25 protein-coding genes and 1 tRNA gene are annotated in these 23043 nt (G+C 62.4%); 14 read left to right on the top strand and 12 right to left on the bottom strand.

The annotated features are described in order from the left end of the window. Nucleotides 1–6: 6 nt before the first annotated feature. A complete protein-coding gene (locus tag Q0974_RS03820) occupies nt 7–315 on the bottom strand; it encodes a hypothetical protein (protein WP_299322843.1) in 309 nt (102 codons plus the stop codon). A 241-nt stretch (nt 316–556) separates the two neighbouring features. Between Q0974_RS03820 and Q0974_RS03815 the strand changes: the two genes are divergently transcribed. Beyond that, entirely contained in the window at nt 557–1036 is a 480-nt protein-coding gene (locus Q0974_RS03815; RefSeq protein ID WP_299322840.1) for a helix-turn-helix domain-containing protein, read from the top strand. 72 nt (nt 1037–1108) lie between these two features. On the opposite strand, the gene rpoZ is transcribed toward Q0974_RS03815, so the two are convergent. Beyond that, complete coding sequence (rpoZ, locus tag Q0974_RS03810; RefSeq protein ID WP_299322839.1) at nt 1109–1453, bottom strand: DNA-directed RNA polymerase subunit omega; 345 nt, start codon at nt 1451–1453, stop codon at nt 1109–1111. A gap of 118 nt (nt 1454–1571) precedes the next feature. Here rpoZ and Q0974_RS03805 point away from each other — a divergent pair, with 118 nt between their 5' ends. Next, nucleotides 1572–2738 (top strand): phosphatidylserine/phosphatidylglycerophosphate/cardiolipin synthase family protein, encoded by a 1167-nt coding sequence (locus Q0974_RS03805; RefSeq protein ID WP_299322837.1) that lies wholly within the window; start codon nt 1572–1574, stop codon nt 2736–2738. 22 nt (nt 2739–2760) lie between these two features. Here the strand turns inward: Q0974_RS03805 and Q0974_RS03800 are convergent, their stop codons facing one another. Beyond that, nucleotides 2761–3384, bottom strand: coding sequence for a methyltransferase domain-containing protein (locus Q0974_RS03800; RefSeq protein ID WP_299322835.1), 624 nt, complete (start codon nt 3382–3384; stop codon nt 2761–2763). Between the two features lie 166 nt (nt 3385–3550). Between Q0974_RS03800 and Q0974_RS03795 the strand changes: the two genes are divergently transcribed. Beyond that, a complete protein-coding gene (locus Q0974_RS03795) occupies nt 3551–4846 on the top strand; it encodes an MFS transporter (protein ID WP_299322834.1) in 1296 nt (431 codons plus the stop codon). A gap of 153 nt (nt 4847–4999) precedes the next feature. Here the strand turns inward: Q0974_RS03795 and Q0974_RS03790 are convergent, their stop codons facing one another. After that, nucleotides 5000–7312 (bottom strand): CDC48 family AAA ATPase, encoded by a 2313-nt coding sequence (locus Q0974_RS03790; protein WP_299322832.1) that lies wholly within the window; start codon nt 7310–7312, stop codon nt 5000–5002. Between the two features lie 262 nt (nt 7313–7574). On the opposite strand from Q0974_RS03790, the gene Q0974_RS03785 reads away from it, so the two are divergent. Further along, nucleotides 7575–8504: a LysR substrate-binding domain-containing protein gene (locus Q0974_RS03785; protein WP_299322830.1), complete on the top strand. Its 930-nt coding sequence runs from the start codon at nt 7575–7577 to the stop codon at nt 8502–8504. On the opposite strand, the gene Q0974_RS03780 is transcribed toward Q0974_RS03785, so the two are convergent. From Q0974_RS03780 to Q0974_RS03770, 3 genes are read right to left on the bottom strand one after another with little or no spacing between them, the layout of a single operon-like run. Beyond that, nucleotides 8485–9246: an SDR family oxidoreductase gene (locus Q0974_RS03780; RefSeq protein ID WP_299322828.1), complete on the bottom strand. Its 762-nt coding sequence runs from the start codon at nt 9244–9246 to the stop codon at nt 8485–8487. The two genes, Q0974_RS03785 and Q0974_RS03780, sit on opposite strands and share 20 nt — an antisense overlap. 4 nt (nt 9247–9250) lie before the next feature. Next, nucleotides 9251–9697, bottom strand: a complete 447-nt coding sequence (locus Q0974_RS03775; RefSeq protein WP_299322825.1) for a peptidylprolyl isomerase — start codon at nt 9695–9697, stop codon at nt 9251–9253. A gap of 37 nt (nt 9698–9734) precedes the next feature. Further along, entirely contained in the window at nt 9735–10760 is a 1026-nt protein-coding gene (locus Q0974_RS03770) for an LLM class flavin-dependent oxidoreductase (protein ID WP_299322822.1), read from the bottom strand. A gap of 119 nt (nt 10761–10879) precedes the next feature. Here Q0974_RS03770 and mgtE point away from each other — a divergent pair, with 119 nt between their 5' ends. The 3 genes from mgtE to Q0974_RS03755 all read left to right on the top strand — a co-directional run bounded on the left by mgtE (nt 10880) and on the right by Q0974_RS03755 (nt 12923). Next, on the top strand, nt 10880–12286 hold the full coding sequence (gene mgtE, locus Q0974_RS03765) for a magnesium transporter (RefSeq protein WP_299322821.1): 1407 nt from the start codon (nt 10880–10882) through the stop codon (nt 12284–12286). An 83-nt stretch (nt 12287–12369) separates the two neighbouring features. Further along, nucleotides 12370–12440 (top strand) — tRNA-Leu (locus Q0974_RS03760). A 78-nt stretch (nt 12441–12518) separates the two neighbouring features. Then, the gene (locus Q0974_RS03755; RefSeq protein WP_299322818.1) at nt 12519–12923 is read left to right on the top strand and encodes a DUF1489 domain-containing protein; all 405 of its coding nucleotides are present in this window, start codon (nt 12519–12521) and stop codon (nt 12921–12923) included. Between the two features lies 1 nt (nt 12924). On the opposite strand, the gene Q0974_RS03750 is transcribed toward Q0974_RS03755, so the two are convergent. Together Q0974_RS03750 and Q0974_RS03745 are read right to left on the bottom strand one after the other, a co-directional pair. Continuing rightward, on the bottom strand, nt 12925–13653 hold the full coding sequence (locus tag Q0974_RS03750) for a DUF2807 domain-containing protein (protein ID WP_299322815.1): 729 nt from the start codon (nt 13651–13653) through the stop codon (nt 12925–12927). Continuing rightward, nucleotides 13650–14270 (bottom strand): class I SAM-dependent methyltransferase, encoded by a 621-nt coding sequence (locus Q0974_RS03745; protein WP_299322813.1) that lies wholly within the window; start codon nt 14268–14270, stop codon nt 13650–13652. The genes Q0974_RS03750 and Q0974_RS03745 overlap by 4 nt, the downstream gene beginning before the upstream one ends. Nucleotides 14271–14359: 89 nt before the next feature. On the opposite strand from Q0974_RS03745, the gene Q0974_RS03740 reads away from it, so the two are divergent. Both Q0974_RS03740 and Q0974_RS03735 read left to right on the top strand, forming a co-directional pair. After that, nucleotides 14360–14668, top strand: coding sequence for a metalloregulator ArsR/SmtB family transcription factor (locus Q0974_RS03740; RefSeq protein WP_299322811.1), 309 nt, complete (start codon nt 14360–14362; stop codon nt 14666–14668). Next, nucleotides 14665–15219, top strand: a complete 555-nt coding sequence (locus Q0974_RS03735; RefSeq protein ID WP_299322807.1) for an SRPBCC family protein — start codon at nt 14665–14667, stop codon at nt 15217–15219. The genes Q0974_RS03740 and Q0974_RS03735 overlap by 4 nt, the downstream gene beginning before the upstream one ends. 13 nt (nt 15220–15232) lie before the next feature. Here the strand turns inward: Q0974_RS03735 and Q0974_RS03730 are convergent, their stop codons facing one another. Both Q0974_RS03730 and Q0974_RS03725 read right to left on the bottom strand, forming a co-directional pair. Next, entirely contained in the window at nt 15233–15445 is a 213-nt protein-coding gene (locus Q0974_RS03730; protein WP_299322805.1) for a hypothetical protein, read from the bottom strand. Nucleotides 15446–15573: 128 nt separating this feature from the next. Next, nucleotides 15574–16227, bottom strand: coding sequence for a cell wall hydrolase (locus Q0974_RS03725; RefSeq protein ID WP_299322802.1), 654 nt, complete (start codon nt 16225–16227; stop codon nt 15574–15576). A gap of 319 nt (nt 16228–16546) precedes the next feature. Here Q0974_RS03725 and Q0974_RS03720 point away from each other — a divergent pair, with 319 nt between their 5' ends. The 4 genes from Q0974_RS03720 to Q0974_RS03705 are packed head-to-tail and all read left to right on the top strand — an operon-like array spanning nt 16547 to nt 20580. Continuing rightward, a complete protein-coding gene (locus tag Q0974_RS03720; RefSeq protein ID WP_299322800.1) occupies nt 16547–17464 on the top strand; it encodes a GDSL-type esterase/lipase family protein in 918 nt (305 codons plus the stop codon). Beyond that, nucleotides 17461–18708 carry a GDSL-type esterase/lipase family protein gene (locus Q0974_RS03715; RefSeq protein ID WP_299322797.1) on the top strand — a complete coding sequence of 416 codons (1248 nt, stop codon included), beginning with the start codon at nt 17461–17463 and terminating at the stop codon, nt 18706–18708. The genes Q0974_RS03720 and Q0974_RS03715 overlap by 4 nt, the downstream gene beginning before the upstream one ends. A 6-nt stretch (nt 18709–18714) precedes the next feature. Beyond that, nucleotides 18715–20124 carry an MBOAT family protein gene (locus Q0974_RS03710; protein ID WP_299322794.1) on the top strand — a complete coding sequence of 470 codons (1410 nt, stop codon included), beginning with the start codon at nt 18715–18717 and terminating at the stop codon, nt 20122–20124. A 15-nt stretch (nt 20125–20139) separates the two neighbouring features. After that, a complete protein-coding gene (locus tag Q0974_RS03705) occupies nt 20140–20580 on the top strand; it encodes a hypothetical protein (RefSeq protein ID WP_299322792.1) in 441 nt (146 codons plus the stop codon). 60 nt (nt 20581–20640) lie between these two features. Here Q0974_RS03705 and Q0974_RS03700 read toward each other — a convergent pair whose 3' ends face one another. Next, entirely contained in the window at nt 20641–21282 is a 642-nt protein-coding gene (locus Q0974_RS03700; protein WP_299322789.1) for a cell wall hydrolase, read from the bottom strand. Between the two features lie 377 nt (nt 21283–21659). Here Q0974_RS03700 and Q0974_RS03695 point away from each other — a divergent pair, with 377 nt between their 5' ends. Further along, nucleotides 21660–22907, top strand: coding sequence for a CapA family protein (locus Q0974_RS03695; protein WP_299322787.1), 1248 nt, complete (start codon nt 21660–21662; stop codon nt 22905–22907). The last annotated feature ends 136 nt before the right edge of the window (nt 22908–23043 follow it).

Raw genomic sequence — 23043 nt, 5'->3', positions numbered from 1 at the left:
GGGAGCTTAGCCGGCGGCTTCGTTGCAGCGCGCCAGTTCTTCTTCGGTCATCGCTTCGCTGTCGACGATGAAGGAAGTGACCGCGCCGAGTTCGCGCACGAACGCGTGGCAGACATTGGCCGGGCGGCTGCGCGCGCCATCCGTGGAGCATTCCGTGCCGTCGCAGACCCAAGGAGCGTTGCGGATAACGAGCACGCGTTCGTCGGTCGCTTCGGCGAGCGTTGCCTGATAGGGCGTGCGCGCTTCCGCGCCGGTCGCCGTGAACAGGAAGGCGACGGTCATCAGGGAGAGGATCAGGGAGAGGGAGCGTTGCATGATAATGATCTTCCTATTGGAGGGGATTAGAAAGAAGGTGCGAACTATGCGGAAGCGACCGCGAGCAGCGCCATGGTGCTCACGAAGGAGACAAGCGCGATCAGAAACTGTTGCATGATTTTCGGTCTTCCACTTTAAGTTGCGAATCACTACCTAGTTGATCCAGTTTTAAGTTGCAACTAAAAACGGTTTGAGGCAGTAATTTTGCGAATCCGGACTTTTGCAGTAGGCTGATCACGACATGGGCAAACTCACAGAACCACTCGGCGACATTGGCGATGACGAATGCGGGCTCCCCTGCGCGTTGCAGGCCATGGGCGAACGCTGGTCATTTATGATTCTTCGGGCCTGTTTCAATGGTCTGAAACATTTTGAGGAAATGCAGTCCAATCTGGGGATTGCGCGCAACATTCTCGCCAACCGGCTTGGCCGGCTCGTCGAGAGCGAAATTCTCGAACGCCAGCCTTGCGCCGACGACCGTCGCAAGATCGAATATAAGCTGACCGAGAAGGGTGAGGCTTTGCTCCCCGCGATGATTGCGCTCAGGCAGTGGGGTGAACAATGGGGTATCGGCGTGCCGTCCAACCCCGTGCTGTGTGACCAACGCGATCGGCAGCCGGTGCAGCAGATTCGCGTCCATGCCCATGACGGGCGGCCGCTCGACTGGCACGATCTGCTTTGGGTCGATCAGAGCGAGGTTGTGGCGGAAGCCGCCGAATAGAGCGCAAATCTAGCGCAGATATGAAAAGGCCCGCATCGCGCGGGCCTTTTTCGTTATCGATATGTCCGAAGATCAGCCGTCATAATCGGCCGCGACGTTGGTGTTGCGTGGCGGCGCGGAGGCGGTCAGGCGCAGCGCCTCGGCGGACTGGGACAGCGAACCGACCTCGTCGGGTGCTTCCTCATCGTCAATCTGCACGCGTTGCAGGCTCTGCACAAGCGCTTCTTCCAGATGCTTGGGCTTGACCGTCTGCTCGGCGATTTCGCGCAGAGCGACGACCGGGTTCTTGTCACGGTCGCGGTCCAGAGTCAGCTCGGCGCCGCCCGAAATCTGACGGGCGCGCTGTGCGGACAGCAGCACGAGATCGAAACGGTTGGGGACCTTGTCGACACAATCTTCGACGGTTACGCGCGCCATGGCTTGTTTCCATTAATCAGCAAAACGGGAAGAGCGGCGAAATAGGCACGCGGCCGCCGATTGTCAAGAAATCGCGGCGGCTTGCGGCGCCCGCAGGTTGCGGCGTAGAGCGGGTTTCATGGCAGATCGAGAGAGCCCGGACTATCCTTTGCCGCCCGTAGACGGGCATCGCTTCCGGCTGCTTGCCGATGGACCGGAACGGCTGGAGGCGTTGATCGCGCTGATCGATGGCGCGCAGCGCAGCGTCAGGCTGCTTTACTATATCTTCGTGGACGATGCGGCGTCCGCGCGTGTGCGCGATGCGCTGATCGCCGCGCAGAGACGCGGTGTGGACGTGGCGCTGCTCGTCGACGGATTTGGCAGTTCGAAAACCGGCGATGCGTTCTTCGCGCCGCTGGTCGAAAGCGATTGCACATTCTGCCGGTACGAACCAAAGCGCAGCCGCCGCTATCTACTGCGCAACCACCAGAAGATGGCGATCGCCGACGAAGCAACCGCGCTGATCGGCGGTTTCAACGTGGAGCAATCCTATTTCGTTGCCAACGGCACGGAAGATGGCTGGCGCGATCTCGGACTGACTGTCGAGGGACCGGTTGCGGCGTGTCTCGCTGCCTATTTCGACGATATTCTGCGCTGGTCCATGAACGTGCAATCCGAGATGGAAGAGTTGCGGGCAATCCTACGCCGTCATCATCAGCAGGACGGGGCCGTGCGCCTGTTGCTCGGCGGGCCGACCCGCGAGCTTAGCCCCTGGGCTCAGGCTCTTCAGAATGATTTCGGCGCGGCCAGCCGGATAGATATCGCGGCTGCCTATTTTGCGCCCTATGCGCCCCTGATGCGGCCGATCCGCCATGCCGCGCTAAACGGACGGTCGCGCATTATCACGGCCGCGAAGTCCGACAATGCCGTTCCGATCGCCGCCGCGCGCAACCGGTATCGCCATTTGCTACCCGAGGTCGAGATCTACGAATATCAGCCGATGATGCTCCACACGAAGCTCTATGTCGTGGACGATATCGTCTATATCGGTTCGGCCAATTTCGACGTGCGCAGCCTCTATCTCAACCTAGAGGTCATGGTTCGCATCCGCGACGCCGGATTTGCCGATATGATGCGCCGGTTGGTCGACAACGAGATCGCCGACAGCATCCGTATCACGCCGGAAAAGCATGCCCGCCGCCAGACCCTGTGGCGGCGGATCAAGGGCCGGATATCCTATTTCCTGATGTCGGTGCTCGATTATAACGTGTCCCGCCGGTTGAACTTCGGCATCGACGGGCAATAGCGCACTGAGGCTGGAACGGGCCTTAGGCCTCGTCCTTCCATCCCCAGAACAATACGGCTGGCGGGATGTTCCAGATCTCCCGGCCTTTATCGATCCGGTCGAAATTGGGTTCGATATAGTCGCGGCATTTGGGCGAGAACTGATAGACGAGAAAGGCGCCGCCCGGGCGGACAACGCGTCCTGTCGCCGCACCGATCTCCTCGCCGACGCCGTCGGGCAATGTCGAAAAGGGCAGGCCGGAGACGACATAATCGGCTTTGTCGAAACCCTTATCGGCGATGATCGATTCCACATCGACGGCCGAGCCGTGCACGACATGAAAGCGCGGATCGCGAATATCGCGTTTGAGATAGTCGACGAAGTCCGGATTGGTATCGATCGCGATCAGCGTTGCATCGGGCGCGAGCCGATCAAGGATCGGGCGGCAGAATGTGCCCACGCCCGGGCCATATTCGACGAACAGCCGGGTATTCTCCCAATCGACCGGCGCCAGCATCTTCTCGATCAGCCGTTTTGACGACGGGATGACGGAGCCCACCATCACCGGGTGTTTGAGAAAGCCCTTGAAGAAGAGACCAAGCGGTCCGGGTCCGCGAGAGCGCGACGGCCTTCTCCGTTCGACGACATTGGACGCTGTGTGGGTCATTCGTTTCCAATTGCTTGCAATTTTGTTACGTCTGCGTTCGCAAATGCGGAGCCGGATGGCAAGCCATTGGTCACTATCGCGCCGTGGCGGTTGCCGTTAAGGGAAGCCGGATGCGCGCAGCCGATCACCTCCATTTTTATGCTTGTCCCGGCCGGAGATCAGCCTGATGGCGGGCTCGCCGAGCGTCCAGATTCGCCGCGACCGGTTCGCGGTCCTCTTCCTCGTCATGCTGACGGCGGCGGCGGGGAATACGGCCATGCAGTCGGTCATGCCGACGATCGGCCGGGCGCTGGAAATTCCCGATTTCTGGGTATCGCTCGCCTATACCTGGTCGGCCCTGCTCTGGGTGCTGCTCGCGCCCTATTGGGCGCGCCAGTCGGACCGCCGCGGACGCAAGCCGTTGATGCTGCTCGGCACGGTGGGTTTCATCGCATCGATGGCGATCTGCGGGGTCATCCTGTGGATGGGTCTCGCGGGATGGCTGTTGCCGGCTACAACCTTCGTGATCTTCGCGATAGCGCGCAGTCTCTATGGCGGCTTCGGATCCGCCGCGCCGCCGGCCGTCCAGGCCTATGTCGCGGCCCGTACGGATCGCGAGAATCGCACGTCCGCGCTATCGATCATCGCCTCGTCCTTCGGACTCGGCACGATTATCGGACCGGCGCTGGCCCCGGCCTTCGTCTTCCCGATCACGGGCGGGCTGGCCGGTCCACTGATCGTTTTCGCGCTGCTGGGCTGTCTCGTCTGGCTGGCGGTCGCGCTGCTGCTGCCCAATGATATGCCGCGTCATGAGGCGCGCGGCGTCATTTCGAGTGAACCCTCGATCGGCGGTCTCTCCGGCGCATCGGCGCCTACCGACGATGACGATGATGATATGGAGACCGGGGCGCTTGCCGAACGGCTGCGCTGGCGCGACCGGCGGACTTTGCCGTGGATGATCGTCGGTGTGCTGGGCGGCCATGGCCATGCCGCGTTTCTGGGTGTCATCGGCTTTCTGGTGATCGACCGCCTCTCCGTGCCGCTCAATGAGGCGCAGCAGGCGATCGGCATCGTGCTGATGGCCGGGGCGGGGGCGACTTTGCTCGCCCAATGGGGCCTGATCCCGCAGATGAAAGTGCCGCCGAAACGGCTCGTGATCTGGGGCTTCATCCTCGGCGCGGTTGGCTGTGTAATCATGGCATTCATCACGACGCTGCACGGGATCACGCTCGGCTTTGCGATCGCATCGCTCGGCATGGGCCTTTTCCGTCCCGGCTTTACGAGCGGCGCATCGCTCGCCGTCAGCCGCGCCGAGCAGGGGCAGGTGGCCGGTATGGTCGCATCGGTAAACGGCATGGCGTTCATTGCCGCGCCGGCCATCGGCGTGCTGATCTACGGCATATCGATGCCGCTCCCATTTCTCGTCTGCGCGGCCCTGTTCGGGCTCTTGACGCTCTGGGCGGCGTTCAAGCTCGAAAACTAGCTAGCTATCTGTCAGAAACTTTCTGGCGAAAGTTCGCGGCACCGGCCCGCTCCCCCTTCCGACCTCCCATTAAGTGTACCCTGTGGGAGGCCGAGAGGGGGTGCGGGCCGGTGCCGCGCTCGAACGTATGTGAGAGTCTGACAAACAGAAACGCTAGTCGTGCTTGTCTTGGTTTGCCGGGTTCAGCATCCCGGGCGCGATGAAACCGATCGGGTTGATCGCCAGCGAATCCTGTTTCAGTTTTGCGGCCATCACCTCATATTCGCGTTCCATTTCGCTGGTGACACTGGCCCGCGCATCGGCCAGGGCCAATTCGAAATCGGCCATGGTGACCGTCTCCGAATCGCGCGACCGCCGCAGTGCGTATAGGCCTGCGCGGCGCGTCAGGTCTTCGAGATCGGCGCCCGTAAAGCGATCGGTCCGCTCGGCCAGCGAATCGAGATCGACATCCTCGGCAAGCGGCATGGTTGCCGTATGGATCGCCAAGATGCGCCGTCTGCCAGAGGCTTCGGGCACTGGCACATAGATGAGTTCGTCGAAACGGCCGGGCCGGATCAGCGCCGGGTTGATAAGGTTAGGCCGGTTGGTCGCGCCGATCACGACAACGGACTGCAGCTCTTCCAGCCCGTCCATCTCCGCGAGGATCGTGTTGACGATCCGCTCGGTCACCTGCGGTTCGCCAAGGCCGCCGCCGCGGGCCGGCACGAGACTGTCCAGCTCGTCGAAAAAGATCACCGTGGGCGCGACCTGCCGGGCGCGGGCGAAAAGCCGGGCGATCTGCTGCTCGCTCTCGCCATACCATTTGGAGAGCAGATCGGACGATTTGGTCGCGATGAAATTGGCGTTCGATTCATGCGCCGTCGCCTTGGCGAGCAAGGTCTTGCCGGTGCCGGGCGGGCCATAAAGCAGGAAGCCTTTTGCCGGCCGGATACCGAGCCGGCGGAACGCGTCCGGGTCCTTGAGCGGCAGTTCGACGCCTTCTTTGAGCCGCTTCTGTACCTCGTCGAGCCCCCCGATATCGTCCCAGCCGACATTGGGCGCCTGCACCATCACCTCGCGCAGCGCCGAGGGCTGGATGCGTTTGAGCGCTTCCTCGAAATCGCATCGATCGACCGAGAGCGTGTCGAGCACTTCGGTCGGAACCGTGCGCTCTTCGAGGTTGAGCTTCGGCATGATCCGGCGCACGGCCTCGATCGCCGCTTCCCGGGTCAGCGCGCCAAGATCGGCGCCGACGAAACCATATGTCTGCCGCGCCAGCGATTTCAGGCTGACATCTTCGGCGAGCGGCATGCCGCGCGTGTGGATCGCGAGAATCTCGCGGCGGCCGGCTTCGTCGGGCACGCCGATGATGATCTCGCGGTCGAAGCGTCCGGGTCGTCGCAGCGCCTCGTCGATTGCGTCGGGCCGGTTGGTGGCCGCAACGACGATCAGGTTCGCGCGCTTCTGGAGGCCGTCCATCAGCGTCAGCAGCTGGGCGACGAGCCGCTTTTCGGCTTCGCCGGCCACCTTGTCCCGCTTGGGCGTAATCGAGTCGATCTCGTCGATAAACACAATGGAGGGCTGCGCTGCGGTTGCCTGCTCGAATACCTCGCGCAGTTTCTTCTCGCTCTCGCCATAGGCCGAGCCCATGATCTCCGGGCCGTTGATAAGGAAAAACTCGGCATCGCTCTCATTGGCGACCGCGCGGGCGAGCAAGGTCTTGCCCGTGCCGGGCGGGCCATGAAGGAGCACACCCTTGGGCGGTTCGACGCCGAGCCGCTGGAAGAGTTCGGGATAGCGCAAAGGCAGCTCGACCATCTCGCGCACCTGGTCGATCGTATCGCCCAGACCGCCCAAATCGTCATAGGTGACGTCCGCGCGGCGCGCGTCTGTCGGTTCGGTATATTCGGCCTTGAGTTCGACGACCGTATTCTCGTCGATATGGACGATGCCCTTGGGCGTCGTACCGGCAACGACAAGGCGGACCTCCTGCAGTGCATAGGCCGGCGCATTCATCATCTGGCGCAGCTGCTGCGGCATGTCCCCGCGTTCGACCGGGCGCTGACCCGCGGTGGCGACGACATCGCCCTTGGTCAGCGGCTTCATGCCGAAACTGCGCTTCAGCGCCTCGGCATTGCCGTGCAGACGCAGATTGCGCTGCGCGGGCGCGAATACGACCTTCTTCGCGGCTTGCGATTCGGCTTTCGCCACGGTCACGAAATCGCCCGAGCCCGCGCCGGCATTGGCGCGCTGCAACCCGTCGATGCGCAGGATCGCAAGCCCTTCATCCTCTTGATAGGGCAGCACGGCGCGTGCGGGCGTCGTGCGCTTGCCTGTAATCGATACAACATCACCCTCGGTCAGGCCGAGCGCACCCATAGTCTCGCGGGACATGCGGGCGAGGCCGCGACCGGAATCCTCCGGGCGCGCATTGGCGACCTGCAGCTTGTGTTCTTTGGTGGCGGTCGGGGTTTCGGCGTCGGCCATGAGGACTCCGTGACTGTGGAGAAACCTACATAGGGGCCGTGACGCGCATTGCGAACCGTTGCCGACACGCAAAAAAAACGGGCCGGCCAAGAGGGGCAAGGCCAGCCCGAAGGGTCTTAGGAGAGGATGCCTGATAAGGCCCCGCCTAAATGCGTTTCAATTTGCAATTGTGCAAGTGCGAAAAACTTGCTATGGATTGCACAAATTGCAACTCACTATCCGCGGGTTCGGGATAGGATAACGACAGGGAAGGAGCAACGCGATGCGCAGATTGCCGCCTCTGACGGCCATCGAAGCCTTTGTGCAGGTTGCGCGACTCGGATCGGTCAAATCGGCAGCCGAGGAATTGTCGCTCTCTTCGCCGGCGCTGAGCCGTAGAGTTCAGAATTTAGAGCATTTTCTTGGCCGTTCACTGTTCGAGCGCCGGCATCATGCGATGGTCCTGACCGAGGATGGCGAAGCCTTGCTGGGCCGCGTTTCGGGACCGCTGGACGAGCTTGCAAACGCGATCGAGGTGTCCACGGGACAGGCCGATCTCCTGCGATTACGGCTCGGTGTGCTCCCGCTTTTTGCGTCGCAGCGCCTGATCGGTAAACTGCCGGAATTGCGCGAGATGCATCCGGAGCTGCATATCGACATCGATACGGCCGCCCATGGCACGGCGCGTCTTGGCGACGGGCTCGATGCGGCGATCACGCTCGCCCAGTCGGTCGATCCGGGGCTCTATTCGCGCGAAATCGACCATAATGTCATCACGCCGATCGGCGCGCGCGGGCTCGAAGTACGTGGCGCGCCGGTGACCGAGCCCGAGCAGCTGGCTGGGCTCACCATCCTGCTGCACCGGGATATGCCCGAGACCTTCCATTATTGGCGTAACGCCATCGGCTATCCCAATCTCGAACCCGCGGCCGAGGATCATTTCGACTCGGGCCAGTTGATGCTGGATGCGGCCGCGCAGGGCTTGGGCGTTGCCTTCATGCTCGATTCGCACCTGCAGGATTCGGATGACGAGCGGCTCGTCCGCCTGTTCGCTACCGAAGTCGAAAGCCCGTACAGCTATTGGTTCGCCTGCCGGCGCTCGGCGCTACGCCGGAAACCGGTCAAGCTGTTCCATGACTGGCTATTCAGCCATGTCTGCCGGCAGGCCAATGGGCGGCCAGCTTCCGGCCCGGCTATTGCTGCAGCAGTTTGACGAGTTCGCGCGTCACGCTGCGCGGCGTTACGCGGTTCGACTGAACCATCGCCTTGTTGAGGAAGCCGGGCACGACGATGGCCTTGTTCTTGGCCAATCCTTCCAGCCCCGCTTTCACGACCGCCTCGGGTTCGCCCGCGAATTTCTCGAACAGCGTCGTTTCCGCCATATCGGCGCGATAGGCGAATTCGGTTTTTGTGGCGCCAGGGCAAAGCGCCGTCACCGCGATATTGTGCGGTAGCAATTCTTCGTGCAGCGCTTCGGACAGAGACAGCACATAGGCCTTGCTCGCATAATAGACGGCCATGCCTGGTCCCGCTTGGAAGGCCGCCGTGGAGGCCACGTTGAGGATCGATCCCCCGCCCATTGCGATCATCGCGGGAATGACGCGGTGGCAGAGTTGGGTCACGGCGATAGCGTTGACTTGCAACATGTCGGTCTGGTCGCCGATCGCCAGTTTCTGGAACTCGCCGCGCGCACCGAAACCGGCATTGTTGATCAGCGTGCCGACATAGGTGTTTTCATCCTCGATGGCCTCGATGATCGCGTCGGCGGCGTCATAATCGCTCAGATCTTCGGTGATGATGATCGTGTCCGGTCCAAGTTCGTCGGCGAGCTTCTTCAACCGTTTCTTGCGGCGCGCGACCAGCGCCACCCGATCGCCGCGCGCGGCGCAGGCACGGGCGAAAAGCCGGCCGAGCCCGCTCGACGCGCCGGTGATCAGAGTGACGGGATTGGCCATATGTCTAGCCGACGGTCATCGACTTGATGACGCCGGGATTGGCCGGCGGTTCGCCCTTGGGCAGCGCGTCGATATGCTCCATGCCTTCGGTCACCTGACCCCAGACCGTATATTGGCCGTCGAGAAACTCGGCATCGCCAAAGCAGATGAAGAACTGGCTGTTCGCGCTGTTCGGGTCCTGCGCGCGCGCCATGGAACAGGTGCCGCGAACATGCGGCTCGCTGTTGAATTCCTGTTCGAGATTCGGCTTGTCCGAGCCGTGCATGCCGGTACCTGTCGGGTCGCCGCCCTGGGCCATGAAGCCGTCGATCACGCGATGAAAGATGACGCCGTCGTAAAAGCCGTCCTTGGCGAGTTCGGTAATCCGCGCGACATGGTTGGGCGCCAGATCGGGGCGCAGCTTGATGACGACATCGCCGCTATCGAGCGACATGGTGAGGGTGTCGGACATTTCGATTTTCTCCTGATGAATCGGTATTGCGCAGTCCCTAGGCAGCCTTGGCGCGCGGCGCCAGCCCATATTCCTCCGCGATCAGCCGGTAGCTGTCCCGCCGCGCCGGATGATCGCCCATGATATTGACGAGCATCATCTCGTCCGCAGCATAATCGCTGGCGACATCGTCAAGCGCCACGCGGCATTCCTTGGGCGTACCGAGAATGACGCGGCGTTTGCGGCTTTCCAGCGCTGCGGGGTTTTTCGCGAGCCAGTCTTCGGCCGTGTCGATCGACGGCACAGGGATGAGGACGTTGCGCCTGAGCAGCGCACCGAGCATTGCCGCGGGCTTGCCCAGCCGGACTGCCGCCTCCGCACTATCGGCCGCGATGATCCAGCTCGCGACCATCACATGCGGTTCGGCGAGACGCGAGGACGGCCTGAACCGCTTGCGATATTCGGCCGTCATGGCTTGGCCTTCGGGATTAATAAAATCCGCGAAACAGTAAGGCAGGCCCGCCTCCGCTGCCCAGAGCGCGCTGTCCATCGAGGAGCCGAGCAGCCACATTTCGGGCGCGCCGCCGCCTGAGGGCAGCGTATCGGCGAGTGGCGCGAAGGGATGATCTTCCGGGAGCGTCCCGTCGAAATAGGCCATCAATTCGGCGAGATTGTTCGGGAAATCGTCATGCGGCATGCGCCGGCTGCGATCGCGCTGCAGCGCCATCATGATCCGTCCGTCGCCGCCGGGCGCGCGGCCCAGACCGAGATCGATGCGTCCCGGCGCCATAGCGCTCAGCAGTGCGAAGGTCTCGGCGACCTTGAAGGGCGAATAATGCGGCAGCATGATTCCGCCCGAGCCGACCCGGATCTGCGTGGTCGCCTGAGCAATCGGGCCGATCAGCGCTTCCGGCGCGGCTCCGGCCAGCGCCGGGCTCGCATGATGCTCGGCGACCCAATAGCGATGATAGCCAAGCGCATCGGTCGTGCGCGCCAGATCCAGCGTGTCGGCGATGGCATCGGCGGAGGTCCGGCCTTCGGCGATTGGGGACTGGTCGAGCACGGAAAGGGTGTAGTCGGGCATAGCGAACAGTGTAGCGGATCGTTCATAGGGGGAAAGGGCAGCGAACAAAGGCTGACAAGCGCCACGTTTTCGGTCTAAGCCGCAGCCGGGCCACGGGATCGTATGAGGGAGGGCGCCGCATGAGTGACACCGCCACCGACGCTCCCGAAACGGAAGAGGCCGAAACCGATCTCGACAAAGACGACCGGCTGAAACCCGAGTTCGTCGCCTCGGTCGTCAACTCGCTGGAATCGGGTGACGACGAGGCTGCGCGCGAACTGGCCGGCCGCCTCCATCCCGCCGATATCGCCGACCTGTTCGAACAGGTGGACCGCGATCAGCGCGCCGATCTGGCCGCCGTCCTGTCCGAAATGCTGGACGGCGAAGTTCTCGCCGAGATGAACGATTTCGTTCGCGAGGCGCTGGTCGACGAGCTCGACAATATCCAGGTCGCCGATCTCGCTGCCAATCTCGAAACCGACGATGCGGTCGCGATCATCGAGGATATGGTTGCTAGCGATCAGCGCGAGGTGCTCGAAGCGCTTGAGCCGGACGACCGGGCGGCGATCGAGGAAGCGCTCACCTATCCCGAAGAGTCCGCTGGCCGTGTCATGCAGCGCGAACTGGTCGCTGTTTACGAGAATATGTCGGTTGGTGACGTCATCGATTTCCTGCGCCAGAATCAGGAAGACACGATGGATTTCTGGGAAATATTCGTCGTCGATACCGCCCATCACCCGGTCGGCACCTGTGCGCTGAGCTGGATACTGCGCACCCCGCGCCATTTCTCGATTTCCGACGTGATGAAGCGCGAACAGACGCTGATCCCCGTCGATATGGATCAGGAAGAGGTGGCGCTGCGCTTCCAGAAATACGGGCTGATCTCGGCTGCCGTGGTCGACGATGCGGGGCGGCTCGTTGGGATGATCACGGTCGACGATATCGTCGATATTATCTCCGAGGAGGCGGGTGAGGATATTCTCCGGCTTTCCGGCGCGGGCGAGGGCGATATCAACCAGCCAATCGGCGAAGCCTATAGCGGGCGCGTCCGCTGGCTGATCGCCAATCTCGGCACGGCACTGGTCGCGAGCTTCGTGATCGCGCTGTTCGGCGCGGCGATCGAGGAAATGGTCGCGCTTGCCATCCTCATGCCAATTGTTGCCTCGATCGGCGGCAATGCGGGCACGCAGACCATGGCGGTCGCGGTGCGCGCGCTCGCGATCAACGAGCTGACGCGATCCAACACATGGCGCACGATCCGGCAAGAGCTGGCGGTCGCGCTGCTCAACGGGACGACCATCGCCATACTGATCGGGATAGGCGCGGCGCTCGTCTTTTCGGACTGGGCGCTGGGCGGTGTGATAGCGGCGGCCATGTTGATCAATATCGTGATCGCGGGTCTTGCCGGCGTGTTCGTGCCAGTGATTCTCGAGCGGCTGAAACAGGACCCGGCCGTCGCCTCATCGGTGTTCGTGACGATGATCACGGACTCGGTCGGCTTTCTGGCATTTCTTGGTCTTGCGGTTGCTTCCGGGTTGGTCGGTTGAAGATCTCGTGGCCAACAACGAAATAGCTCCGCCCAAAACCAGGTGCATACAATAAGCGCGCAGCCTGATACTCGCTTATCGGCGGTCCTGTAGCTCAGCTGAGTAGAGCGCCGGTTAAGCCCGGAGATCCCCAGTTCGCGACTGGGCGGGGCCGTCACTGGATTTCAAACTGCGATAATTCTCGAGGTCTACAGAACTTGATCGTCGCGGCCATGCCGCCCAGATGGCAGGCATGGCGACGCTCCATATCACCAAGCCGGCGGTCGGCTGCGATTCGATCAAGCGGATTCAGCAGCGTCAGTCGCCGCGCGTCGCCGATGGCGAGGTTACGATCACAACGCGTTACCGCCCGACGCGCCACAAAGAGCTGATCGGCGGTTCGATCTTCTGGATTATCAAGCACCGCCTCGTCGTGCGGCAGCGCATATTGGGCTTCGTCGAAAGCGATGACGGCCGCTGGAACATTCGGCTCGACCCGAAGCTGATACCGGTTCGCGCCCGGCCCAAGCGCGCGCATCAGGGCTGGCGCTATCTCAAGGGCGAAGACGCGCCGGAGGATTTCGATGGCGACGAGGACGGGATCGCGGAGATGCCGCCCAAGATGCTGAACGAACTCGCGCGGCTCGGCTTGGTGTAGACTATCTTCGGTTTACGAAACCGCCACAGCTGACCTGGCCGGATCCAATGCTGCGATCGGTACAAGAGGCGTTGCCGCTGACATTTACGACGCCGTTGCCGACCGCGATCACCTCCGCCTCGCGTTCGGCGGATATCTCGATGCTGCCCGGGCCGTTGAGATTGACCGTCAGATTGTCGATCGTCAGCCCGGCGCCGTCGAGCGTGCCCGGGCCTTCGACAGTCACGCGTCCGACTTCGGCCCGTCCGCCGACCTCCATGACGCCCGCGCCGGTCAGCGCCAGCGCGAGATTGTCGGCCGCGATTTCGCCGATCGCAAGCCGGCCGTTGCCGCCCAGGCTGACGACGAGCCGTCCGCCCTCCATCCGGTCGATCTCGAGATCGCCGGTGCCGATGACGGTCGCCTGTTCGAGCCGGTGCGTCGTCAGATAGAGGATCGCCGACTGGTTCTGGCGTTCGCCCGGATAGCCACCCCAACTGTTCGAGACGTTGCGGCGCACGCGCAGCGTATTGCCGACGACCTGCACCGAAAGCTCGTCTATCGCGCGCTGATCGCCCTCGGCGCGTGCCGAAGAGCCGCGTCCGGTCTCCACGCGCACGACGAACGGCCCCTGAACCTGAATCCGGTCGAAACTGGTGACGGAATATCCGCGTTGCGCCGCATCGGCGGGCGGTGCGGATGCCATCGCCGTTGCGGCGGCAAGGGCTGCGATCGCGATCGGCATCCTCATATCCGGGCTTCTCCCCATTCGAGCCATCCTGCCCAACTGGGCGTTTTCTCCATATAGCCCTGATCTTGCTCGACGATGCTGAATCCCGCCTGAGCGACGGCGGAGCCGATTGGCCGGGTGAGGTGACAGCCGCCGGCGATCCGCTTCCAGACGGGCTCGATCCGGCGCTGCCATTTCGCCACCTTGGCGTCGGGCGCCGCACCATGTTCGCAGAAGAGAAAGGTGCCACCGGGCTTCAGAGCGCGCCGGGCCTCGGCGAGGCATTGCGCCTGATCCTGCACCGAACAGAGCGTGAAGGTCGCGAGCACCGTATCGAAGCTGTCATCTGCGAAAGGCAGGTTTTCGGCAACGCCTTCCTTGATGTCGAACTCGATGCCTTCGGCTTTGGCGGCATCGCGAGCCCGATCCAGCAGGCCGGGCGAGGGGTCTACGCCTTCTACGCTGTCGACCTTGGCCGGATCGTATAGCGCGAAATTCGCGCCGCCGCCCGCGCCGAGCTCCAGCACCCGGCCATGCGCGCGCGGCACGACCTTGGCGCGGCGCTTCATGATCGGCGGCTGCGTACAGCAAAAGCCGATCAGGCGCGGTACGACATATCGATCCCAAAGCCCTGCCATCGTCGGAACCGTGCCACGGGCATTGCCGTCTGCCCAGCGCTATTTATTTAAGCATTGACTTAATTAAATTATCGCTTAAATATATTCCGATGGACAGATTCGCAGCTCTGGGCGATCCGACACGCCGCGCGATTGTAGGGCTCCTCTCGCAGGCGGACCGGCGCGCGGGCGATATCGCGGCGCATTTCGATGCGACGCCGCCGGCCATTTCCCAGCATTTGAAAGTGCTGCGCGATGCGTCCCTGGTGCGGGTCGAGAGGCGGGGGCGAGAGCGCATCTACAGCCTCGATCCAGACGGGTTGGCTGCGATGGAGGCCTGGATCGGCGAGACACGCCGCGTTTGGAACGGGCGTCTCGACGCGCTCAAAACGGTTCTCGATCAGGAGGAAAGGCAATGAAGGAAGAATTCGGCACACAATTGGAGAGTGGCGCGTTACGCTTCGTTCGCGACTTGCCCGGGCCGATCGAGCGCGTCTGGGAGCATTTTGTCGACCCCGAAAAGCGCGCCCTCTGGTTCTGCGGCGGCACGATGACGGAAACGCCGGGCGAGACCTTCACCTTGGCGTTCGATCACGGCCAGCTATCCGACGAAGCGTTTCCCGACCGGTTCGCAGAGCTGAAAGGCGGCGTTTCATTCGCGGTCACGCTTGTCGAGTTCGATCCGCCGCGCCGCCTCGTGTTTCGTGATTTCGGAGGCGACGATTTCGGCAGTGCGGAGGACGAAGGCAAAGTCAGCATCGAGCTGGCTGCCATCGGCGATCGCGTGAAGCTGACGCTGATTCAGTCGCCGCACAGCGATTTTGCGCATCTGATCAGCGCGGCCGCCGGCTGGCAGTCGCATCTCGGCATTCTTATCGACGAACTCACCGGCGAGCCCCGCCGTGCCTTTTGGGCCGAACATGCGGAGGCAGAAGAGCATTATCGCGACAGACTGAAATCGGCCGCCTGACTCCCCGGCGTGGCTATTCTTGGCTTTTCTTCCAGGCCGCCATACGCTGCGAATAGGGAATGCTGCCGAGCGCCGCGCCGAGGCCGATAATGCCGCCGCCGATCGCGCCGCCAATGCCGAGCAGGCCGAAGGTGATAGTCGCCGCGACAACAGCCCCCGCTATGATGAAGGCGATATCCTTGCCGGTCATTTTCGGTTTATCGGTCGGTTGCGGTGTGCTGCTCATAATTGCTCTCCCCCAAATTAGAACGCGCCCCAGTTAGAACGCGCATAGTCTGCGCGATGACTGGCGGCTGCGCAATATTCCGGCCCGCAAGACCTGGGAGAGAGCGTTCGCCGTGGGGTCGGACCGGGTTACCGGTAGAAGATATGGCCGCCGATCTGTGCGACGCGTTCGCGCGTACGCGAAAAGCGGGGGCGGACATAACCGGCATGGAAGAACAGCGCATTGCCAACGACGGGTTCGCTAACCCCGTTGCGGGCATCTATCGCGATCTCGACCATACGGTCCCAGAGCGGGCCCGAGCGGTTCGGCTGGTGGCGGCGGATATTCGAGAACTGATGCCGCTGATAGACGACGCCGCAGATCGTATTCGGGAATAGCGGAGAGGCGACGCGGTTCATGACGACCTGCGCCACGGCAAGCTGCCCCTCGCGCGGTTCGCCGCGCGCTTCGTTGCTGATCGTGCGGACGAGGCATTCCAGTTCCTCGTCATGGGCATCGTTGATCGTGGCCGCGGCTGCTTCGCTTTCGGAAGGCGCATCCTCTTCGGGCGCGTTTCCGCTCATCGCGTCGAGGTCGATCACCTGTTCCTCGACCGGTGCGATGAAGCGTTCGGGCAGGGAGGCGTCGAGCCCGGCTTCGGCCAACAGGGCCGCGTCATCTGTCGCTGAAATCGCGCTTTCGCTGTTCTCCGAGGCGACACCAGAGGTCATCGGCATGCTTGCGCCCAATATGGTCGCGAGCGCCGACAGGCCGAAAATCAGTCTTTTGCGTCCAAAGGACATCGTCTGCTCCAATTGAATGCCGGACGGGTTACGCAGGCGCGCAGGCCCATTCTCGGTTTCACGCTATCTGCCGACCGCCCATGGCGATTTCAAATCGCATTCGGACGAACGGACTGGGGAATGCGATCAGCCGTGTAATAATGTTGCAGGATCGAAGTGATTAATTTCACGCGATATGGGCCGGTAGGTCAGGCGAAATCCGGTCTTTTCGTATCGCGTGCGTTCACCTAACCCAAGCTATCGATGGGTTGCGTGGCGCGGCGCTTGCCAAGCCAAGCGCCATTGGACATGAACGCGCGGCAAGAGACGGAGAGGCGCTTTGGACAAGTTGATTCTGTTGCTTGATCGCACGGCCGTGCTGTTCATCGGCGTCGCGGTCGGAGCGGTAATCGGATTGGCCTTTCTCGGCGGCGGCGAGACGGACGAGGCCGTCGCGAGTGCCCCGGCCCCGATCGTTCTGCCGGCCGAGACCGAGTCTTCGGAGGCCACGCCGACCGAGTGCGCGGTGCAGTTCAACCGCAGCCTGACCAATTCGCTGGCCGAGGGCGAACCGGTGCAGATCGGCGTGTTCGGGGACAGTTTCGGCGACGGGCTTTGGGCAGCGCTCTATCGATCCTTTCGTGGCGACGAGGATTTCGTCGTCCACCAATTTTCCCAGCAATCGACAGGCTTCACCCGCTATCGCAGCATGAACATTCTCGAGGATATCGAGGACAAGCTCGATATCCAGCCGATCGATATTGCCGTCCTGTCCTTCGGCGCCAACGATACGCAGGGCATTTATTCCGGCGGATCCGGCGCGGAATTCATGAGCGCGGAATGGCAGGAGATTGTCGGTGGCCGTGTCGATGCCGTCGTGCAGCTGCTGCGCGATCGCGGCGCGATCGTTTACTGGGTCGGACTGCCCCGGATGCGGCGCGCCAATTTCGATGCGCAGATCCAGCAGCAGAACGCTTTTTACGCCGCGCGCATGCGCGAACTCGGCGTGCCGTTCATCGATACGGTGCCGCTGAGCGTCGACGAGAACGGCCAATATGCGGCCTATCTGCCCGATCCCGAGACCGGCGAACGTACCATGGCGCGGGCCAATGACGGTATTCACATGACGGGGCAGGGCTATGGCTTCCTGACCCGCGGGCTCGAGCAGCGCATCCGCGGCTATGTCGACAATGCGCGGGCCGAAGCGATGCGCGAGCGCGAACGGCGCGGCGAAGGTTCGGAGCAAGCGGCCGGATGAAGGCCGGCATCGTTATCGCGGCGCTGGCGGCGAGCCAGTCGACCCCCGAAGTCTGCACCGAGCGGCTTTGCTACGCCGACAATATCGCGCCCTTCTTCGAGGCGCTGGCGGAGAGCGAACGGGATGACGGCGATCCCGTCCATATCCTCCAGCTCGGCGACAGCCACACTGCGGGCGACATGATCACCAATGGCTGGCGCGAGGAACTGCGCGAGCGATACGGCCATGGCGGTCGCGGGGTATTGGCGGCCGGCCGGCCCTATGGCGGCTATCTGACCTGGGGCGTCACCGCGTCGCAGACGAGCGGCTGGGAGGTGAATTCCACCTTCGGGCGCGGCTATGCCAATTATGGCCGCCCGCTCGGCCTCTCCGGTTTTAGCCAGACGGCGCGCGCCGAGGGCGAGATGCTCGGCATCTCCGCCGATACGCCGGACCAGGGCTTCAACCGCATCATCGTCTGCGCGATCAGCCAGCCTGACGCCGGCACGCTGACGATGCGGCTCGGCTTCGAGACCGAACGGTTCGAGCTGGACGGGCCGGGCCAGCGTACGGTGTGCCGGACCATGGATAGCGATTTCCCGCAGCTTGGCGCATCGGTGACGACCGAAGACGACCGGGTCGTGACCGTCACCTCCTTCGCGACGATGATGCGCGAGGGTGGGGTCGCGCTCTCCAATCTCGGTGTCAGCGGTTCGCAATTCGTCCATGTCGGCCGGTCGAGCGACGAAGTCGTTCGAGCCGAGCTTGCTGCCTATGATCCCGATCTGCTGGTCATCGCTTTCGGAACCAATGAGGGTTTTTCGCAACAACTCGCACCATCCGAATTTGAAGGCGATCTGCGCGTGCAAGTGAACCGTCTGCGCCGCCTCGCCGGGCGAGATATCCCGATTTTGCTTATCGGCGCGCCCGACGCGAATACGCGCAATCGCGGACTTGCCGATAACTTCGGCGCGCCCGTACCCTGCGCGGACCCGCCAGGCGTGAATAGCGGCGGGCGGCCCTGGTATACGCCGACCTTGCTTGCCGAACTCAGGGACCGGCAGCGGCGCGTCGCGCGCGATATGGGTCTCGCATTTTGGGACTGGAACGCGGCGATGGGCGGCCGGTGTGGCGCGCATCGCTGGCGCAGCCGTGAGCTGATGCGCGGCGACAGAGTGCATTTCAATCAGACCGGGGGCGCAAGGATCGGTCAAATGCTGTTTGCCGATCTGGAAAGAGCGGCGGCGGCGAGCAGCGAACGCTAACGCTGCATGCTGTTTCCGACCCTTACCTTCGGGCTGTTCTTTCTGGCCGTCTATATCGTTGCATGGGGGCTCAAGGCGTCCAACGAATGGCGCAAGATATTCCTGCTGATCGCGAGCTGGTTCTTCTATGGGGCCTGGGACTGGCGTTTCGTCGCCCTGCTCATCCTGTCGGGTTTTCTGAACTGGGGCGCGGCCTGGCTGATCATTCACTTCCAGGACGATCAGAAGCGGCGCAAGCTGTTCCTCGTCCTCGGCGTGATTGCGAACCTCTGCATACTCGGTTGGTTCAAATATTACGGCTTCTTCATGGAGCAGTTCGCGGCGCTGCTGACGGGGCTGGGCTGGGAACGCGACCTCACCATTATGCAGGTCGTCCTGCCGGTCGGCATCTCCTTCTTCACCTTCCAGGGCATGAGCTACCTGATCGACATCTACCGGCGGCAGACAGAGCCGGCGAAGCTGCTCGATATGGTCTTGCTGATGAGCTTCTTCCCGCATCTTGTCGCGGGCCCGATTGTCCGTGCTTCGCACCTGATCCCGCAATTCCAGAGCGTCCCGAAAATCACCCAGGGCATGGCGGCGATCGGTATCCTGCTGATCGTCTGGGGGCTGTTCAAGAAAGCGGTGATCGCTTCCTATCTGGCGACAGAGTTCGTCGATCCGGTCTTTTTCGATCCCAGCGCGCATTCGACGCTCGATTTGATCCTCGCGGCCTATGGTTATGCCGTGCAGATCTATTGCGACTTCTCGGCCTATAGCGATATGGCGATTGGACTGGCTGCGCTGCTCGGCTATCGCTTTCCGCACAATTTCAACCAGCCCTATCGGGCCGCGAGCCTGCAGGATTTCTGGCGGCGCTGGCATATCAGCCTGTCGAGTTGGCTGCGCGATTATCTCTACATTTCGCTCGGCGGCAGCCGCCACGGCCGCAGGCGGCTTTACTTCGCTCTGATGACAACGATGCTGCTCGGCGGCCTCTGGCACGGCGCGAGCTGGAACTTCGTGATCTGGGGCGCGATCCATGGCGGGGTGCTGGTCGCCGAACGCGTCTGGCGCGAATATCGGCCAGATCACTGGCCACAACTGCCCGCCGCGGCCGGGATCATCATCACCTTCCATATCGTGACTTTGGCCTGGATATTCTTCCGCTCGGCAACCTTCGCGGACGCCAGCCAGTATCTGGCCGGTCTCGCCGCGTTCGATTTCTCGACGACGACGCTGACGCCGCTCGGCCTCGCGCTGATCATTTTCGGTACCGCGCTTCATACACTGCCGCCCGATGCGATCCAGCGCGCGGCGATCAAGGTCCGCACCCAATCGGCGGCGCTGGTCGGGCTCGCGACCGGTTTCCTGATTCTCATTATCGACGCGATGCGGCCCGAGGGCGTCGAACCGTTTATCTACTACCAGTTTTAGGCGGAAAGCAGAGCGATGACCGATACCGACAAATTGCTGACCGAACCCGCCGACAAGGCGCCGCTCACCAATCCGAGCGGCGGTGCGGACATGACGTCGCCCGTCGACCTGCCGGAGTCCGAAGAAGAGGAGCGGAATCCGCTGCTCTGGACGTCGATCGCCATCGCGGTGGCCACAGGCGTATTGATGCTGTTTAATGCCGATGCGTTGCGCGGCTGGGCGTTCGAACTTGAGCCCGGGCCGCAAAGCGAGCGGATCGTCGCGATCACCGATGGCTGGTACCGGCAGACCGAGCGCTTCTATCTCGACCGGCCGGTCGCGGCGATGAGCGAATGGTGGGACGGCATCAAGGCTATCGAGTTCGGTTCGGACGATCAGCGCGGCGATACTGTGGAGCCCGGCGGCCAAACTTCAGAGTCTGAAGGCGCGGACAGCCCGGGCTTCTCGCCCGAATAGCAAAAGGCCGCCTTCCCGAGATGGGAAGACGGCCCCTGCGACCCGTAGAGAGGGGGAACTCTACCGGTAAAAGATATGATCTTCGATCTGCGTCACGCGCGGGCGCGACCGGTGAAAACGCGGGCTGACATAGGCCGCGTGGTAGAAGACTGCATCGCCGACAACCGGATCGCTGATCCCGTTGCGCGCGTCGATCGCGGCTTCCAGTGCATTGGCCCAGCGCTGGTCGTTGCGCGAAGGGTTATAGGCGTTCGTATTGAAGAACTGCCCACTCTGATGCGCGACTGCGCAGATTGTATTCGGGAAGCGCGGCGAATTGACGCGGTTCATGACGAGCTGCGCGACGGCGAGCTGGCCCGTCATCGATTGATTGGCCGCCTCGTGGCGAACGATCTTGGTCAGGCAGATCAGATCGGCATCGACCGTATCGTTGATCGCCGTAACCTCGACCGGCGCCGCTTCGGCGTCCGCGGCAACAGCCTCGACTTCCGCGTCAAGCGCGATAACCGGCTCGACGACTTCGCCGTCCTGTACCGGGACTTCGGTTTCAACGCCGCCCGCGGCAAGCAATTCGCTATCGGCTTCCGCGCTGATCTGCTCATCGCTTCCGAATGCGAAACCGGTGGCCATCGGCAACGCGACTACCGTGGCCGCGACCATCGCCGACACTCCAAAAATCACATGTTTACGTCCGAAGGACATAAAATCTCCATTCCGTGCGCGAAAGAGGCGCGGGCCAGCGCCAAAAACACACTCACACTATATGCTGACCCACCCGCATTTCACGGCTTGCACAGCGGACGCCCATGCGACGCACCTGTGCCTTTTTTGCTGATGCCTATCTGCATTGTGCAGTGCAGCATTACAAGCGGATTACGATGAGTGGAGAACCCAACGCGACGACTTGCGCAACATAATTACAAGGATTTTTCAGCTCCATTTCTCCTAAGCTATTCTAAAACATGGGCTGTTAACCAGTTTCAAAAAGAAACTTAGCAAATTTTCGATGAATCCGGCCGGGAGTCGAAACGACTCGCCGATCGCCCGTCCGGTCTGCTAAATATTCGAGAGAATCGAGCTTGGACCGCGATTTCGGACCATCTGATGAGGAAGAAATGCATCGATTGCCGCTGATCCTGACGATTGCCCTGGGCGTAGCGGCAGGCACGGCGCTCGGTTCCTGCACGGATGGGCATAGCGCGCCCGCTGCGATGGTCGTCGATGAGATTTTGGGCGACCGGATATCAGATCAGCCGATCCAGAATTCAGCCGATGAACAAGCGCCGGCACAGGCAGAGCCGGAAACGGTCACCGAACCTGAAGAACGCACTTATGCGATCCTCGGTGTCGGCGACATCATGATGGGCAGCGACTGGCCACAGCCTGGCATGGATCCACGCGTAACGCCGAACGGCGATCCGGTGACGGTGATGGGCCCGGAACTCGTGGAAATGTTCGGCGCGGCCGATGTCGTGTTCGGCAATTATGAAGGCACCATCCATTCGAGCGATGAGGATGCCAAGACCTGCGGCAATCCGCGCTTTTGCTATGTGTTCCGCAGCCCACCATTCCATGCCGATTATCTCCGGCGCGTCGGCTTTACGCTGATGTCGCATGCGAACAACCATGCGCGCGATTTCGGCGAGAGTGGGCGCACGGCGACCGTCGACAATCTGCGCCGGGTAGGCATCGTCGTTGCCGGCGGGGATCGGGATGGCATGCGGATCGGCGTCCAGACGCTGGACGATGGGCGGCGGGTCGCGCTGGTCGCCTTTGGTCATAATCCGGGGCTTCTAAGCGTGGGCAATTATGCGCGCGTGAGGGAAATGGTGCAGGCGGCCGATGCGCAGGCCGATATCGTTATCGTCTCTTGCCATATTGGCGCGGAAGGGGCGGACTATCATCGCGTGACCCGCGAGACCGAGACGTATCTTGATGAAAATCGCGGCAATCCGTTCCTGTTCGCGCGTACGGCCGTTAGTGCCGGCGCCGATATCGTTTTTTGCCACGGGCCGCACATCCCGCGCGCCGTCGAAGTCTATCAGGGCCGATTCATAGCCTACAGTCTCGGCAATTTCTGGACCTATGGCCGGTTCAACGTGCGTGGTCATAACGGTCTCGCCCCGATCGCGCGGCTGGAAGTCGATGCGGAGGGGGCGTTGGTTTCGGCCGATATCGTCTCGGCGCGGCAGGATCGCCCCGGCGGCCCCTATCTTGATCGCAGCAACGCCGCCGCTCAACGGACGGCCGAGCTGACGGTGCGCGATTTCCCCGAGACCGGCGTGAGGATCGACGCTAGCGGACGGGTAAGCTGGCCGGGTAGCTAAGGGTTATTTGTCAGAATTTTCCTATCGGAAAATCGCGGCACCGGCCCACTCCCCCTCCCGACCTCCCATTAAGTGTACCCTGTGGGAGGTCGGGAGGGGGAGTGGGCCGGTGCCGCGCTCGACCGAAAGGTCGAGT

It is taken from the genome of Parasphingopyxis sp. (genome assembly GCF_028279465.1).
In the GTDB taxonomy this organism is placed as follows: domain Bacteria; phylum Pseudomonadota; class Alphaproteobacteria; order Sphingomonadales; family Sphingomonadaceae; genus Parasphingopyxis.
Note: the sequence above shows the minus strand (reverse complement) of the source record. Positions and strands in the feature narration are given on the sequence as shown.

Coding starts and splice junctions, on each gene's coding strand:
- Q0974_RS03820 (WP_299322843.1), bottom strand. CDS start 315: ATGCAACGCTCCCTCTCCCTGATCCTCTCCCTGATGACCGTCGCCTTC.
- Q0974_RS03815 (WP_299322840.1), top strand. CDS start 557: ATGGGCAAACTCACAGAACCACTCGGCGACATTGGCGATGACGAATGC.
- rpoZ (WP_299322839.1), bottom strand. CDS start 1,453: ATGGCGCGCGTAACCGTCGAAGATTGTGTCGACAAGGTCCCCAACCGT.
- Q0974_RS03805 (WP_299322837.1), top strand. CDS start 1,572: ATGGCAGATCGAGAGAGCCCGGACTATCCTTTGCCGCCCGTAGACGGG.
- Q0974_RS03800 (WP_299322835.1), bottom strand. CDS start 3,384: ATGACCCACACAGCGTCCAATGTCGTCGAACGGAGAAGGCCGTCGCGC.
- Q0974_RS03795 (WP_299322834.1), top strand. CDS start 3,551: ATGGCGGGCTCGCCGAGCGTCCAGATTCGCCGCGACCGGTTCGCGGTC.
- Q0974_RS03790 (WP_299322832.1), bottom strand. CDS start 7,312: ATGGCCGACGCCGAAACCCCGACCGCCACCAAAGAACACAAGCTGCAG.
- Q0974_RS03785 (WP_299322830.1), top strand. CDS start 7,575: ATGCGCAGATTGCCGCCTCTGACGGCCATCGAAGCCTTTGTGCAGGTT.
- Q0974_RS03780 (WP_299322828.1), bottom strand. CDS start 9,246: ATGGCCAATCCCGTCACTCTGATCACCGGCGCGTCGAGCGGGCTCGGC.
- Q0974_RS03775 (WP_299322825.1), bottom strand. CDS start 9,697: ATGTCCGACACCCTCACCATGTCGCTCGATAGCGGCGATGTCGTCATC.
- Q0974_RS03770 (WP_299322822.1), bottom strand. CDS start 10,760: ATGCCCGACTACACCCTTTCCGTGCTCGACCAGTCCCCAATCGCCGAA.
- mgtE (WP_299322821.1), top strand. CDS start 10,880: ATGAGTGACACCGCCACCGACGCTCCCGAAACGGAAGAGGCCGAAACC.
- Q0974_RS03755 (WP_299322818.1), top strand. CDS start 12,519: ATGGCGACGCTCCATATCACCAAGCCGGCGGTCGGCTGCGATTCGATC.
- Q0974_RS03750 (WP_299322815.1), bottom strand. CDS start 13,653: ATGAGGATGCCGATCGCGATCGCAGCCCTTGCCGCCGCAACGGCGATG.
- Q0974_RS03745 (WP_299322813.1), bottom strand. CDS start 14,270: ATGGCAGGGCTTTGGGATCGATATGTCGTACCGCGCCTGATCGGCTTT.
- Q0974_RS03740 (WP_299322811.1), top strand. CDS start 14,360: ATGGACAGATTCGCAGCTCTGGGCGATCCGACACGCCGCGCGATTGTA.
- Q0974_RS03735 (WP_299322807.1), top strand. CDS start 14,665: ATGAAGGAAGAATTCGGCACACAATTGGAGAGTGGCGCGTTACGCTTC.
- Q0974_RS03730 (WP_299322805.1), bottom strand. CDS start 15,445: ATGAGCAGCACACCGCAACCGACCGATAAACCGAAAATGACCGGCAAG.
- Q0974_RS03725 (WP_299322802.1), bottom strand. CDS start 16,227: ATGTCCTTTGGACGCAAAAGACTGATTTTCGGCCTGTCGGCGCTCGCG.
- Q0974_RS03715 (WP_299322797.1), top strand. CDS start 17,461: ATGAAGGCCGGCATCGTTATCGCGGCGCTGGCGGCGAGCCAGTCGACC.
- Q0974_RS03710 (WP_299322794.1), top strand. CDS start 18,715: ATGCTGTTTCCGACCCTTACCTTCGGGCTGTTCTTTCTGGCCGTCTAT.
- Q0974_RS03705 (WP_299322792.1), top strand. CDS start 20,140: ATGACCGATACCGACAAATTGCTGACCGAACCCGCCGACAAGGCGCCG.
- Q0974_RS03700 (WP_299322789.1), bottom strand. CDS start 21,282: ATGTCCTTCGGACGTAAACATGTGATTTTTGGAGTGTCGGCGATGGTC.